The sequence below is a fragment of the Pseudomonas sp. AC016 genome (assembly GCF_979253365.1).
Genome location: NZ_CEEDCC010000001.1, coordinates 1,407,400 through 1,421,897 on the forward strand (window position 1 = coordinate 1,407,400; position 14,498 = coordinate 1,421,897).

The window sequence follows — 14,498 nt, forward strand, 5'->3', positions numbered from 1 at the left end:
ATTCGCATCCATCACGCCACCGGCAGGCACTGCTCCACCAATGATGTCCACACCTTCACGCCCGGCTCGATCACCTGATCGTTGAAGTCGTAGTACGGGTTGTGCAGCGCCGCCGAAGGCTTTTCCCCGTCCACCCCCATCCAGATGTAGGCGCCCGGACAGGCATGCAGCATGAAGGCGAAGTCTTCCGAGGCCATGGACGGGTTGCAGCCCCATTGCACGTTGGCTTCACCGACTGCGGCGACGGCGGCACGACGAATCGTTGCGGCGGCTTCGACGTGGTTTTCGGTCACTGGATAACCGACGTTGTAGACCAGCTCGCCACGCACGCCGAAAGCCATTGGCAGACGCTCGACGAACTCGCCGATCCATTGCTGGACCTTCTCGCGCACCGGAGTTTGCAGGCAGCGAACGGTGCCACGCAGCACAGCCGTTTCCGGCAGCACGTTGATGGCCTCACCCGCGTTGAACTGGGTGATGCTGACCACCGCTGAATCCAGCGGCGACAGACGTCGGGACACGATGGTCTGCAGACCCAGCACCAGTTCGGCGGCAGCCACGATCGGGTCGCTGCCCTTGTCCGGCATGGCCGCGTGGCTGCCCTTGCCGGTCAGGGTGATTTCGAAGGTGTCCAGCGAGGCCATCATCGGCCCCGGATTGACCACCACTTTGCCCGCGGGCACGCCCGGCCAATTATGCAGGCCGTAGATGGCTTCCATCGGGAAACGCTCGAACAATCCGTCTTCGATCATGCGCTGTGCACCACCGAGGTTTTCTTCGGCAGGCTGAAAGACAAAATGCACGGTCCCGCGAAAGCGCCGCGTCTCGGCCAGATGCCTGGCAGTGGCCAACAGAATGGCGGTATGACCGTCATGGCCACAGGCATGCATACAGCCTTTATGCGCAGACTTGTGCACGCTGTCGCCCAGTTCCTGAATCGGCAAGGCGTCCATGTCGGCGCGGATGCCGATGGTCGGGCCGTCGCCGGTGCTCAGGGTGCCGACCACGCCGGTGCCCCCGAGGCCGCGATGGACCTCAAGGCCAAAGCTGCTCAACAGTTCAGCGACCTTGTCGGAAGTTTTCTGTTCCTGAAAGCCCAGCTCCGGCGCCGCATGAATGGTGCGGCGCCAAACCGTGGCTTCTTCGATCAATGTCTTGGAAATGCTCATGTGATTCACTCCAGGCTCGCGCCATAACCAAAGCTGGCGGCGGGTTTGGCAGCGGTCTCGACCCACACGCTTTTGACTTCACTGTATTCGCGCAATGCATCCAGCCCTGAAGAACGACCATAGCCGCTTTCACCATAGCCACCAAACGGCGAGCTGACATGAATGGTCTTGTAGCCGTTGACCCAGAACGTACCGGCACGCACCTGTTTCGCCACACGATGCGCACGGCCCACGTCACGTGTCCAGACGCCGCCCGCCAGGCCGAAACGGCTGTCGTTGGCGATGCGGATCGCCTCTTCTTCGTCCTCGAAAGGAATGGCCACGACCACTGGGCCGAAGATTTCTTCCTGAGCGCAGTGCAGGTCGTTGGTGCCCGCCAGGACGGTCGGGTTGACGTAATAACCGGGCTTTTCCGGGATCGGGTCTGCGTGCTCGCCGACCAGCCTGGCGCCGTCTTTCAAGGCACGCTCGACCATGGTCTTCACGTGGTTGTACTGCTTGGCGTTGTTGATCGGCCCGATCTGGGTTTCCGGGTCGCTCGGGTCACCGACCTTGAATTGGGTCGCAGCGGTGGCCAGCGCATGGGTGAATTTTTCGAAGATCGACGCCTGCACCAGCAGCCGCGAACCCGAGACGCAGCTCTGCCCTGCCCCGGAGAAAATCGCCGCCTGAGCGCCGCGCAGGGCGACCTCCAGATCGGCGTCCTCGAAGACAATGTTGGCCGACTTGCCGCCCAGTTCCAGTACCGCCGGAATGCAGCGTTGTGCCGCCGCGACAGCAATGTGGCGACCGGTTGCGGGGGAGCCGACGAACACGACTTTGCGAATGTCGGCCCTGGCGATGAACGCCTGCCCGATGGAATGGCCGAAACCGGCGATCACATTGACCAGCCCCTTGGGCACACCGGCACGTTCGATCAGCACGCCGACCATCAGCGAACTCAGCGGCGTCAGTTCCGAAGGCTTGAGGATGACCGCGTTGCCCGCCGCAATGGCCGGTGCAATCTGCCAGCCGCAAGTGAAGATCGGCGCGTTCCACGGGGTGATCTGCAGCACTGTGCCCAGTGGCTCGTAGGTGACGTAGTTCAGGTGCGTGGTCGGCACCGGAATGATCTCGCCGTGCAATTTGTCGGCCCAGCCAGCGTAGTACTCGAACATCTCGGCGACCTTGAGCACTTCGACGCGCGCGTCGCGGATCGGCTTGTTGGCGGTCAGGGATTCGATCTGGGCGAGGTTCTCCAGCTCTTCACGGATCAGGTTACCGACCTGATACATGGCGCGACCACGCGCCTGCGCCGTCAACGTCCACCACTTAACCTGCGCGGCTTTCGCAGCGCTGTCGGCCTTTTCGACCAGCGACTCGTCGGCGTCCGGAAAACTCAGCAACAGACTGTCGTCATGGGCATTGCGTACTTCGACCGGCGCGCCATGGCCTTCAATGAACTCACCGCCCACGTAGCTGGCGATGACACTGCGATCGCCCCAGTAAGGGCGCATCAGCTCGAGGATTTTTGCAGTGCTCATCACTTATTCTCCGTGACCGTAAAGTTTGGCATCGGTGCGTTGCACGATGGCGCAGAAGTCTTCGTTATCGGCCAGCGTCTCGCTGCTGGCTTTCCACAATTGGGCGACGACTCGGGACAACGGCAGCTCCATGTCCAGGCTGTCCGCCAGATCGCTGGCCAGGCCGACGTCCTTGCGCATCAGGCCCATGGTGAAGCCCGAGTCGTAGGCCTTGTTCAATACCCAGGTGGGGAACATGACCTGCGTCGCGCCGCTGCGGCCGGAACCGGCGTTCAGGCCCTGCAGCAGTTTTTCCGGGTCAACGCCTGCCTTGGCCGCCATCGCGACGGCTTCGGCGGTGCTGATCAGGTGGCAGGCCGCAAGCATGTTGTTGGCGATCTTGGCCACGTTGCCCGCGCCGCACTGACCGACGTGGACCCGCGTGCCGCTCATGCCTTCCAGCACCGGCATGGCCCGCGCCAGATCAGCCTCTTCAGCGCCGATCACCATCGACATGGTGCCGGTGGCAGCGCCTTTCGGGCCGCCGGACACCGGGGCGTCGATGAAGGCGATTCCAGCCTTGGCCAGTTCGGCAGCAACCTTGCGGCTCATCTCAGGCGTCGAGGTGGTGGTATCGACCACAATCAACCCTTCATGGCCTACTTCGCGAATGCCACCAACCCCCAGGCAAACAGACTCGACATGCTCGGCCTTGGGCAACGACAGAATCAGAATGTCCACGCTCTGGATCAACTGCGTGCGGTCCGCAACCGGCTTCACGCCTTTGCTCTCGGCCGTCGCCAGCGCGGCCTGCGACAGGTCGAAACCACTGACATCGAAGCCCTTGCCCGCCAGTGTCGCGGCCATGCCGCCGCCCATGTTGCCCAGTCCGATGACGCCTGTTTTCAAAGTCATGTTCTGCATCTCGATTAGAGGTTTTGTACGAATTCAAGAATGACGTTGCCTGCCGCCTGCGGCTCGACCATGACGCGTCCAGGCGCCTGCTGATGCGGCACGTGGTTCTCGGCAAGAATGGCGCGCAGCGTGTCAAGGCTGGTGGTGTGCAGGCCGATGGCGATGGCATGCGGCCGTTCGCGATGGGCTTGTGGCAGCGGCGTATCGGGGTAATGACGAGCGGCCGTTGTCGCATCCATGGCGCGCAACACGCCGCATCGGGTGTCGGCGAACAACACGTTGCCCTGCCAGCTCACCGCATCGCCGTAAATCGCACGCCAGCGCGGTTCAAGCTGAGCGGGATCAGCCAGATACGTCACGCTGACAATGCCGTCCACAGCGTTGGGATGCTGTTGCCAGCCCGGCACCCAGATCAGTTCGGGACGGTGCTGATGACAGATGAAATTCGAGGCGTCAGGCAATTGCGGGTCGATGAACAGCCCCAGCGAAACCACCGCTTCGTCAGGACGTCCGTCCGGCAAGGTCATCGCGCGACGGAAGTCGATTCGGCCCTGACTCGGCAAACCGGCCTGCATCAGCCGCGCATGATCCGCGTCGGCATCCTGGCTGTGCAGCGCGACCAGCGAAACGCCCTCTTCGCCGCGATCCAGAAACTCGCCCAACTGGCGGCCGAAGCAGAAGCCATTGACCGAGCCGGTGCCGAACAGCGACGCATCGTGAATGCCGATCAGCTCGATGAAGTTGCTCTTGAACATCATCAACGAAGTCACGCTGCCCCACGGGTGATAGCTGACCGGCGACGGCGCGAAGCCCATCCGACGATACAACTCAAGCGTGGCGGTGTGATCACGAACAGTGACCAGCGGATGATCGATGCCTTGTGGAAACTGGGCGACGGCAGCCATATGCGATTGCTCCCTGAATCAGACCTGAGATTTGCTGGTGAAGGTCGCCAGTGAATCCGGCGCCCTGCCGATGACTTTGGCTGGCGTACCGGCCACCACGACACCGGCTTCCACGGGCTTGAGCACCACCGCGCCAGCGGCAACGATGGCGCGCTCGCCCACTTCGATGTTGCCGAGCACCGTGGCGCCTGCGCAGATCAGCGCGCCGCGACGGATCTTGGGGTGGCGGTCGCCTGCCTCACTGAGCGTGCTGCCCAGGGTGACGCCATGCCAGAGGCTGACGTCGTCCTCGACCACAGCGGTTTCGCCGATCACAAGACCCATGCCGTGATCGACGAACAGGCGCTTGCCCAGACGCGCGGCGGGATGAATGTCGATGGCCCAGGTATTGGCCGCCCAGTTCTGCAACAGGACTGCACTTTGAAGATCGCCGTCGTTCCACAAGGCGTGAGCGATGCGATAGGCCTGCACGGCCTGGATGCCGCGAAAGGTCAGAAAGGCGGTGAGGTGATCGGGACAGGCCGGGTTGACGACTACCAGATGGTCGATATCGGCCGCTGCCGATTCGGCAATCTCGGGATGCGCTTGAAGGACGCCGCCAAACCAACTGGCGAGATCGGCTTCTGGTGCGTGGCTCTGCAACTGGCTGGCCAGACTGGCAGCCAGTGCTGTCTCGAAGGACACATGGGCCAGCACTCGATCCTGTCCGTAGCGGCCCAGCATCGGGTTATGCTCACCCAACTGTTTTGCCTGTTCCCGCAGACGCTGCCAAAGACCCTTCATACGCGTTCCCTTGTGCTGATGACCGAGTATGGACAGCGTTCTCACCTCTCAGCAATAATCCGGAAATCGAATTTATGTTGCCTTGAGCGCAACACAGGACAGCCAATGAGTCTGGTGCAGGATCGTCGGATCCTTTATTTCTTCGAAGCTGTGCGGCTCGGCAGCGTGCGGGCAGCGGCGGACTTTCTGAATGTCGCGCCGTCAGCGGTCAGCCGCCAGATCGCGCAACTGGAACTGGAGCTGGGCTCGCCGCTGCTGGAGCGCCATCGACGCGGGGTCAAGCCCACTGAAGCAGGTGACAAGGTGCTGGCCTATTACCGCCAGCGACTGACTCAGCAGGAAGTCCTGCTGGATTCCATACAGGCACTGCGCGGTCTGCACAGCGGTTCGGTGACGCTGGTCTCCGGGGAGGGTTTTCTGGAAAGCCTGGCGCAGCCGCTGGCGAAGTTTTCGGCGCTGTACCCGCGAATCGAGCTGATCGTTAATGTCTGCGGCAGCAACGAAGTGATCCGCCAAGTGGTCGAGGACGAGGCGCACATCGGTCTGGTCTTCAACCCGGCCGCCGATCCGAAAATCCGTTCCCATGCCCACCAGCGCAAGCCAGTCTGCGTGGTGACCGCACCGGATCATCCGTTGACGCAGCAACCAGGTCCCATCGAGCTCAAGACATTGGCTGAATACCGCCTGGCGCTCCCCGCCGTCTCGTACGGCATTCGCCAGATTCTTCTTGAAGCCGAACACCAGTTGGGCGTCACGCTCGAGCCGACCCTGACCTGCAACACCTTCGCCATGCTCAAGCATTTCGCCATGCAGGGTGGCGTCACGCTGCTGCCGACCTTTGTTGTGGAAGAGGAAATCAACAGCGGAAAACTACGTGCACTGACATTGCAGCACGAAGTGTTCAGCAGCCCGCAAACGCACCTGATCAGTCGCCTGGGTCGTCAGTTGAGTGTCGGGGCCAATCGGCTGATGGGGATGCTGTTGCAGGATATGGCCGCGTTCAGGCATTGAACTGGAATGAGCGCTGCAAACTCGGTGGTGCCTCCCCAATAAGTCGCGTTTCTCCCGCGGGTCATGGCGAGACCGAGCCCCCGACAGGCCGTTCAGGCCAGGCATTCAACAACCCGACGAACAGCACCTGCGTCCTGTCATCGATGCCACAGAGCAACCGTTAGTCCCGCCTCGAACAAATTCGCTGAACCAAAAAACCAGGAATCCGCTCATCAGAAGTAACAGATCAGACTTCCCGATCAGACCGAGGGCTTCCCATGAGAGCGTTGACCTACCACGGCGCACACAATGTCAAAGTCGACACCGTGCCAGATCCTGAAATACAGCAGGCCGATGACATCATTCTGCGAGTGACGGCGACCGCCATCTGCGGTTCGGACCTGCACCTGTATCGCGGCAAGATTCCCACCGTAGAGCATGGCGATATTTTCGGTCATGAGTTCATGGGTATCGTGGAAGAGACCGGCTCGGCAGTGACGTCCGTGCAGCGTGGCGACCGGGTCGTCATTCCCTTTGTGATTGCCTGCGGTTCATGCTTTTTCTGCAACCAGGATCTGTACGCGGCCTGTGAAACCACCAACACCGGACGTGGCGCAATCCTCAACAAGAAGTCCATTCCACCGGGAGCCGCGCTGTTCGGCTTCAGTCACTTGTACGGCGGCATCCCTGGCGGGCAGGCTGAGTACGTGCGAGTGCCCAAGGCCAATACCGGTCCGTTCAAGGTGCCCGGTACGCTGGCGGACGAGAAGGTGCTGTTTCTCTCCGACATCCTGCCGACCGCCTGGCAGGCCGTGACCAATACCGGCATCGGTCAGGGTTCAAGCATTGCCATCTACGGTGCCGGGCCAGTCGGCCTGCTGAGCGCGGCCTGCGCCCGAATGCTGGGGGCCGAGCGGATCTTCATGGTCGACCACCATCCCTATCGCCTGGCTTACGCACAGCAGACCTACGGCGTCATTCCGATCAATTTCGATGAGGATGACGACGCGGCCGACACCATCATTCGCCAGACACCGGGCATGCGTGGCGTCGACGGCGTAGTGGATGCGGTCGGCTTCGAAGCCAAGGGCAGCACCACCGAAACCGTGCTCGCCACCCTCAAGCTCGAAGGCAGCAGCGGCAAGGCGCTGCGTCAGTGCATCGCGACGGTCAGACGCGGCGGCGTGGTGAGCGTGCCGGGGGTCTACGCAGGCTTCATCCACGGCTTCATGTTCGGCGATGCCTTCGACAAGGGCCTGACGTTCAAGATGGGCCAGACCCATGTGCAGCGTTTCATGCCTGAATTGTTGGACTACATCGAGACCGGCCGGCTGCAACCCGAGGCAATCATCACCCACCGCATGTCGCTTGAAGAGGCTGCGACGGCCTACAAGATTTTCGACAAGAAAGAAGAAGACTGCCGCAAGGTGATCCTGACGCCGGGCAGCAATGACATCCCCGTGACGGTGCCTGATTCACTGACGGGTGTTCCTGCGTTGTGACAAAGAAGGAGGTACATCATGGAAGCGTTTAACGTGTTCTGGATTGCAGCAGTGATCATCGTTCTGGCACTGGATGCCTGGCTGATCTACAGCGTCTGGCGCTCGACCAAATCGTCCGGCACCAAAATCGGCTGGACAGTGCTCATTCTGGCGCTGCCCATCGTGGGTGCCGGTATATGGGGCATCAGCGGCCCGCGTGGCGTTGTCGAGGCACCGACGTCGAATGAGCACAGCAAGGGGTGATGGGCACGTCGCATTCGAAAGCGGACGCGGAGCGTCTTGGGCGGCGTTACCACGCAGAGCGCTCATCGTTATACACAAGTCCGGAAGACGCGCAAAACGGGGGCCAAAACAAAAGTGTCTGACTGAATGCATACCCCGTGGTCACAGCAAGACTCGGGTATAACGCTGAGCACAGGCGTGGGCATGATCGGCGTGCTTGAGATCACGCTGATCGTTCCTACGCTCTGCGTGGGAATGCCTCCCAGGACGCTCCGCGTCCGCTCTCGAATGTGGCGCAGATGCTAGCCCAAGCTCCAGCGTTATCCACGTCATGCGCTCGGCTCACTGAGTCCGCAATCTGTGCCATTTGTGACGCGGAGCTTCACGGGATGCATGCGATGGGCACGATCAGTGTCGAGGCAGACTTGTGTATAACGATGAGCGCAGAGTGGAACGATCATCATCGTATAACTAACGACTCAAATACCCGAACCGCCCCTTGAACGGTTTGCCAATCGGGTCGGCCAGGTCGCCGTGTTTGCTGGTGGTCAGGCCCAGGTCCACCAGCGATTCGGCGAGCTTCACGGCCGCTGCAACGCCATCGATCACTGGCAGGCCGACGGCTTCGCTCAGTTGCCGCCCCAGATCAGCCATCCCGCCACAACCCAGCACAATGGCGCCAGCGCCTTCTTCATCACGCGCCTTGCGTGCCTGTTCGGCCATGAGTTCGACCAGTTCCGGGCCGCTCTCTTCCAGCGCCAGTACCGGTAGATCAATGCAGCGCACCGAGGTGCACAAGTCACTGAACCCATAACGCTGAAGCAGGTGCTTGGCAATGATCCGGGTGCGAGTCAGGGTGGTGACTACGGCAAACCGGGTCGAGATCAGGCTCGCCACATGAAACGCCGCCTCCGCGATACCGATGACCGGTGCACTCGCGGCTTCACGGGCGGCCAGCAGACCGGGGTCGCCGAAGCAGGCAATGATGTGCGCATCGACCTGCTGCTCACGGCCCTTGCGTACTTCTTCCAGGACACCCAACGTTGCGATGGCTTCGTCGAAATGCCCTTCGATGGATACGGGACCATCCGCCGGGGTGCAGGCAATGATCTGCGTGCCGGGGCGCGCGACAGCCTCTGCCGCCAGGCCCATCTTGCGGGTCATGGTTTCACTGGTGTTGGGGTTGATGACTTGAATACGCACCGGGCCTCCTTCAGCGCCGTTTGAAAATACTGTGGAAGTCCACCGTCTCGCTGACGGGTTCATCCACGTTAAGGCTGGCGCGGATGCGACGCAGATGCTCTGCCATCCACTCCCGCGCTTCGTCACCCTGCCCGGCTTCCAGCAAGGTCAGCAGATCGGCGTGCTCGCCGCAGTCGCAACCCACACTGCGCCGCGAGCCATACACCGCGAGAATCAAAGACGAACGTGTGGTCAATTGCCCCACCTGCTCGGTCAGCACCTGATTGCCTGCCAGCGCACACAACTGCACATGAAAGCGTGCGGACAACTGAATGGCTTCGCTATGACGCCCTGCATGCTGGGCGGCGTGTTCCTGATCGCAGAGCGTGCGCAGCGCTTCCAGACGCTGACCGCTGACGCGTGCCGCGATGGTGTCCATCAAGGCAGGCTCGATCAGTTGTCGGGCGCCCAGCACATCCTGTGCTTCCTGCGCCGAGGGCTGGGCGACTTCCGCGCCGCGTTTGGGCCGCAGCGTCACCAGTCGTTCCAGCGCCAGACGTTGCAGCACCTTGCGAATGCCGGTGCGACTGATCTCGAACACCTCGGCCAGAGCATCCTCAGGCAAGCGTGTGCCGGGCGCCAGCCTGTGTTCGACGATGGCTTCCAGCACGTGCTGATAGATCTGCTCATCGCGGCCTTTTTCGTCGGCAGCGGGGGCAATGAACAGAGGGGCGCTGGAAGGTCGGGTCATGGCATCACATCGCTTTGGCATGCAGATCGTATACAAGAATAGTGCCCGATCAATCCAGTGCTGAATAGCGCTATCTGGAAGATAGTATTAAACCGGTATCACCTGACCTCGATAACTTCCGCACTCAAAACGCGCAAAAGCGCCCTGTTTATGTGCACTTTAGGCGACCACTCTGAACTGACCAAGACGTCAGCTTTCTGAAAAAAACGCTTACCACGTCAAGGCTTTCAGGCGATTCGGAACACTGAAAACAGGGCATGGCACATGTCTTGCGTACACGATCGTATACAAAAAAGATCAACGATCGTACCCCGATCCCGTCACGAATCAGCGAGGGAGTAACGCAATGACAGACCAACGCCCGGCCGGCTACAGTCCGCGCCTGCACAACCATGATTTGGGACCGGTTCCGCAGAAGTGGACCTGGTACAACATTCTGGCGTTCTGGATGAGCGACGTGCACAGCGTCGGTGGTTACGTCTTTGCCGCCAGCCTGTTCGCCCTCGGCCTGGCCAGCTGGCAGGTGCTGATCGCGCTGCTGGTCGGCATCTGCATCATTCAGGTGATCGCCAATCTGGTGGCCAAACCCAGCCAGCAGGCTGCGGTGCCCTACCCGGTCATTTGCCGATTGGCGTTCGGCGTCTTCGGGGCCAACATTCCGGCGATCATTCGCGGCCTTATTGCAGTAGCGTGGTACGGCATCCAGACCTACCTGGCGTCCAGCGCGCTGGTGATCGTGGTGCTGCGTTTCTTCCCGGAACTGGCCGCCTATCAGAGCGTGACCTTTCTCGGCCTGTCATGGCTGGGCTGGTTCGGCTTTCTGGCTTTATGGGTCGTTCAGGCCGCCGTGTTCTGGACCGGCATGGAATCGATCAGACGCTTCATCGACTGGGCAGGCCCTGCGGTGTATGCCGTGATGTTCGCGCTGGCGGGCTGGATCGTCTGGCGCGCCGGCTGGGACAACATCAGCTTCACGCTGGCCGAGAAAGAACTGTCGGGCTGGGCCGCATTCGGCCAAGTGGTCATGGCCATTGCACTGGTGGTCTCGTACTTCTCAGGCCCGACGCTGAATTTCGGCGATTTCAGCCGCTACTGCCGCAGCATGGCGGACGTACGCCGTGGCAACTTCTGGGGTCTGCCAGTTAATTTCCTGGCGTTCTCGCTGGTGACCGTGGTGATCGTCTCCGGCACGCTGCCGATCTTCGGTGAAATGATCCACGACCCGATTGCCACCGTGGCGCGCATCGACAACACCACTGCGGTATTGCTGGGGGCGTTTACCTTCGTCACCGCAACCATCGGCATCAACATCGTCGCCAATTTCGTGTCCCCGGCGTTTGACTTCGCCAACGTGGCACCGAGCCGCATCAGCTGGCGCGCGGGCGGCATGATCGCCGCCGTGGCCTCGATCTTCATCACACCCTGGAACCTGTTCAACAACCCGGAAGTGATCCACTACACCCTGGACGTACTCGCCGCCTGCATCGGTCCGTTGTTCGGCATTCTGTTGGTCGACTATTACCTGATCAAGAAACAGCAGATCGACGTCGATGCCCTGTTCAACGACACCCCGAGCGGTCGCTACTGGTACACCAACGGCGTGAACTGGGTCGCTGTGAAAGCACTGCTGCTCACCGCGCTGGTCGGCCTGTGCTTCACCTTCATTCCCTGGTTCAAGCCCATCGCCAACTTCGCCTGGTTCACCGGCTGCATTCTGGGCGGCGTGTTGTATTACGGGCTGACCAAAGGCTCGCCGGTTCAGGCTGCGAACATGGCACCGACCGCCAGCCACGGCTGATCAAGGCTTCAACGAATACGAACAATGCCTGGCTCGCCCAGGCATTGTGCTTTTCCTGAAACGGTGTTGGTTACCAAAGCGCAATGTCATAGGTCAGGTACAGCCGGTTGCTGTCGCGCCCCCGGACGAAATCGGATCGATACACATAGTTGCGCAGCTTCATACCCAGCCCCTTGAAGGCGCCGCCTTGCACCACGTAGGCAATCTCGGCGTCACGTTCCCACTCGCGCAACTGCGCCGGACCTGATTTCTCGTTGTCGCCACGCAAGTAGCGCGTGGAAAACGTCAGGCCCGGCGCACCCAAGCGGGCGAAGTCGTAGCCGTAGCTGACCATCCAGGTTTTCTCGTCTTCCTCGATAAACTTGCCAATGCCCACGTTACTGAACGAGTACACCGTCGCCCCGCTTATATAAGGCAGGCCCGCATCGCCGCTCAGCACCTGATAACCGGCCCCGACGCTGTGCCCGGCCAACGCATAGGTCAACTGACCGCTGAGCATGTCATTGTCGATCTTGCCGCTGCGCGCAACGCCGGCATCAACGCTGTGGAAATAACGCAGGTCGCTGGTCAGCACGCCCGATCCCAACTTGAGATCGTGCTGAATGGACGCAAACTGCTGGCGATAGAATTCTTCCAGCTCGCCATAGAAGTAGCTCAGACGAACGTTCTTGCCGAACCGATAGTCGCCACCAACATAGGTAAAGTCCGAGCCCTTGCCGCTGAAACCATCAGGAACAATCGAGCGGCTGTCTGACGAGTCGCGCAACTTGAACTGATCCAGACGCCCGCCCGTCAGGGTCAGGTTTTCAATGTCTGTGCTGGTGAACTGGGTGCCCTGATAGACCTGCGGCAACAGGCGCGCATCGTTGTAGACCAGGACCGGCGTTTTGGGCAGCAGCGAACCGTATTTCACGGTGGTCTTGGCCAGACGCACCTTGGCAGCGGCACCCAGACTCGAAAACTCATCGGCCGAGCGGCCATCGCCGTGGACCGGCAACAGGCCGGTGCCGCTGCGTCCCTTGCCGGAGTCCAGCTTGATGCCCAGCAAACCAGAAGCATCAACGCCGAAACCCAGCACGCCCTGGGTGAACCCGGATCGATAATCCAGCAGCAACCCTTGCGCCCATTCGGTCCGCTCGCTCTTGGCCGTCAACGCAGAGCGGGCGCTCAGGCCATGTTCGTCACGGAAGTTCTCATTGAAGTAAACATTGCGCAGTTGCAGCTTCAATTTGCTGTCTTCGATGAAACCGTCTGCGCTCACCCAAGGGGCGACGCTCAACAGCAGTGAAGGCAAGGCGGTACGCTGGAAAAATGTGTTCATGCTCATCGCTCGTTCTTGTTATTGGAGGCGCAGCGATCCGCGCGCCCCGGTCAAGGGCGCGTGAATGCACAGGAAAGTTATGGGGTCAGACGAACAGACTGATGGCCCCCGTCAACAGGGCCAGCGCTGTGACCACCAGCGACGTGAGCACGGCCCATTTCAGGGTGGCTTTCTGGAAGTCGCCGATGTCACGGTCGATCATGCCGACCAGCAACAGGGTCGACGCCACCAACGGACTCATCAGGTGTACCGGCTGGCCAAGAATCGAGGCGCGGGCGATTTCCAGCGGGCTGATGCCATAAGCCGCTGCGGCGTTCGCGAGAATCGGCACCACACCGAAGTAATAGGCATCGTTGGACAGCACGAAGGTCAGCGGCATGCTGGTGATCGCCACCACCAGCGGGAACAGGTGGCCCCACTCCGGCGGAATCCAGCTGACCAGCGTTTGCGCCAGGGCATCGACCATCTTGGTGCCGGAAAAAATCCCGGCAAAGATGCCTGCGGCGAACACCAGCAAGACGACGGTCATGGCATTGCCTGAGTGGGCCAAAATCCGCTCTTTCTGAATGTCCAGTTGCGGGTAGTTGATCATCAGCGCCAGCACAAAGCCGATCAGAAACAGGATCGCCGAGTGCATCAGACCCATGACCAGCGCCACCATTACCACGATCACCAGCGCCAGGTTGACGTAGGCCAGTTTGGGCCGTTTGTGCGGAGTGTCGCCCAGAATGGCGTCGATGTAGCAACCGCCACCGCCGCTCTGCAGTTGTACATTGCCGATGCGCTTGCGCTCGCTGCGACCGAGCAGAAAGGCGGTGAACACCACCCACGCAGCCCCGCCGATCATGGTCGGCAGCAGCGGAATGAAATAATCGCCGGCATCCAGCCCCAGCGCGGCAATGGCCCGCGTGGCGGGTCCACCCCAGGGCGTCATGCCGCTCATGATGCTCAGCGACAGCATCGAGATGATGCCCAGGATCATCGGGTTCATGCCGATGCGCTTGTACAGCGGCAGCATCGCCGCACAGGTAATCATGTAGGTGGTGGTGCCATCGCCGTCCAGTGCGACGGTCAGCGACAGCAACGCGGTGCCGACGGCGATTTTCATCGGGTCGCCGTTGACGCATTTGAGGATCTTGCGAATGAGCGGATCGAACAGACCGGCATCGATCATCAGCCCGAAAAACAGAATCGCGAACAGCAGCAACGCAGCGGACGGGGCGACCATTTTCAGGCCGTCGAGCATCATCTTGCCAGTGGTGCCGCCGAAACCGCCCAGCACCGCGAAGACCACAGGCACCAGGGTCAGCGCGACGATGGGCGACAGGCGTTTGGACATGATCAGGTAGGTGAAGACCACCACCATGGCTAGGCCGAGGAAGGCAAGCATCGGAATATTCTCTTGTTGTTATGGATGAACGACGCGCACGGCAAGGCCTGTCGAGCCTCACGATGGCG

13 protein-coding genes are annotated in these 14,498 nt (G+C 61.0%); 4 read left to right on the forward strand and 9 right to left on the reverse strand.

Going from position 1 to position 14,498, the window contains the following annotated elements:
• Positions 1–11: 11 nt before the first annotated feature.
• From AC0IXS_RS06095 to epsC, 5 genes are read right to left on the reverse strand one after another with little or no spacing between them, the layout of a single operon-like run.
• Positions 12–1,169: a M20 aminoacylase family protein gene (locus tag AC0IXS_RS06095; protein WP_137203471.1), complete on the reverse strand. Its 1,158-nt coding sequence runs from the start codon at positions 1,167–1,169 to the stop codon at positions 12–14.
• Between the two features lie 5 nt (positions 1,170–1,174).
• Positions 1,175–2,692 carry an aldehyde dehydrogenase family protein gene (locus tag AC0IXS_RS06100; protein WP_057410425.1) on the reverse strand — a complete coding sequence of 506 codons (1,518 nt, stop codon included), beginning with the start codon at positions 2,690–2,692 and terminating at the stop codon, positions 1,175–1,177.
• Positions 2,693–2,695: 3 nt separating this feature from the next.
• Entirely contained in the window at positions 2,696–3,586 is an 891-nt protein-coding gene (locus AC0IXS_RS06105) for an NAD(P)-dependent oxidoreductase (RefSeq protein ID WP_057410431.1), read from the reverse strand.
• Positions 3,587–3,600: 14 nt separating this feature from the next.
• A complete protein-coding gene (locus AC0IXS_RS06110) occupies positions 3,601–4,491 on the reverse strand; it encodes a VOC family protein (protein ID WP_057410426.1) in 891 nt (296 codons plus the stop codon).
• A gap of 18 nt (positions 4,492–4,509) precedes the next feature.
• Positions 4,510–5,274, reverse strand: a complete 765-nt coding sequence (epsC, locus tag AC0IXS_RS06115; protein WP_057410427.1) for a serine O-acetyltransferase EpsC — start codon at positions 5,272–5,274, stop codon at positions 4,510–4,512.
• Between the two features lie 105 nt (positions 5,275–5,379).
• On the opposite strand from epsC, the gene AC0IXS_RS06120 reads away from it, so the two are divergent.
• From AC0IXS_RS06120 to AC0IXS_RS06130, 3 genes are all read left to right on the forward strand, one after another.
• Positions 5,380–6,285 carry a LysR family transcriptional regulator gene (locus tag AC0IXS_RS06120; RefSeq protein ID WP_057410428.1) on the forward strand — a complete coding sequence of 302 codons (906 nt, stop codon included), beginning with the start codon at positions 5,380–5,382 and terminating at the stop codon, positions 6,283–6,285.
• 257 nt (positions 6,286–6,542) lie between these two features.
• Positions 6,543–7,766: a zinc-dependent alcohol dehydrogenase gene (locus AC0IXS_RS06125; protein ID WP_057410429.1), complete on the forward strand. Its 1,224-nt coding sequence runs from the start codon at positions 6,543–6,545 to the stop codon at positions 7,764–7,766.
• Positions 7,767–7,784: 18 nt separating this feature from the next.
• Positions 7,785–8,009, forward strand: a complete 225-nt coding sequence (locus tag AC0IXS_RS06130; RefSeq protein ID WP_057410430.1) for a PLD nuclease N-terminal domain-containing protein — start codon at positions 7,785–7,787, stop codon at positions 8,007–8,009.
• 450 nt (positions 8,010–8,459) lie between these two features.
• On the opposite strand, the gene AC0IXS_RS06135 is transcribed toward AC0IXS_RS06130, so the two are convergent.
• Complete coding sequence (locus tag AC0IXS_RS06135) at positions 8,460–9,191, reverse strand: aspartate/glutamate racemase family protein (protein ID WP_122667875.1); 732 nt, start codon at positions 9,189–9,191, stop codon at positions 8,460–8,462.
• A 10-nt stretch (positions 9,192–9,201) separates the two neighbouring features.
• On the reverse strand, positions 9,202–9,921 hold the full coding sequence (locus AC0IXS_RS06140; RefSeq protein ID WP_088234838.1) for a GntR family transcriptional regulator: 720 nt from the start codon (positions 9,919–9,921) through the stop codon (positions 9,202–9,204).
• Positions 9,922–10,267: 346 nt separating this feature from the next.
• On the opposite strand from AC0IXS_RS06140, the gene AC0IXS_RS06145 reads away from it, so the two are divergent.
• Positions 10,268–11,719: an NCS1 family nucleobase:cation symporter-1 gene (locus tag AC0IXS_RS06145; RefSeq protein WP_088234837.1), complete on the forward strand. Its 1,452-nt coding sequence runs from the start codon at positions 10,268–10,270 to the stop codon at positions 11,717–11,719.
• 70 nt (positions 11,720–11,789) lie between these two features.
• Here the strand turns inward: AC0IXS_RS06145 and AC0IXS_RS06150 are convergent, their stop codons facing one another.
• Together AC0IXS_RS06150 and AC0IXS_RS06155 are read right to left on the reverse strand one after the other, a co-directional pair.
• A complete protein-coding gene (locus AC0IXS_RS06150) occupies positions 11,790–13,040 on the reverse strand; it encodes an OprD family porin (protein WP_449116743.1) in 1,251 nt (416 codons plus the stop codon).
• An 85-nt stretch (positions 13,041–13,125) separates the two neighbouring features.
• Entirely contained in the window at positions 13,126–14,430 is a 1,305-nt protein-coding gene (locus AC0IXS_RS06155) for a CitMHS family transporter (RefSeq protein ID WP_122667878.1), read from the reverse strand.
• Positions 14,431–14,498: the final 68 nt, after the last annotated feature.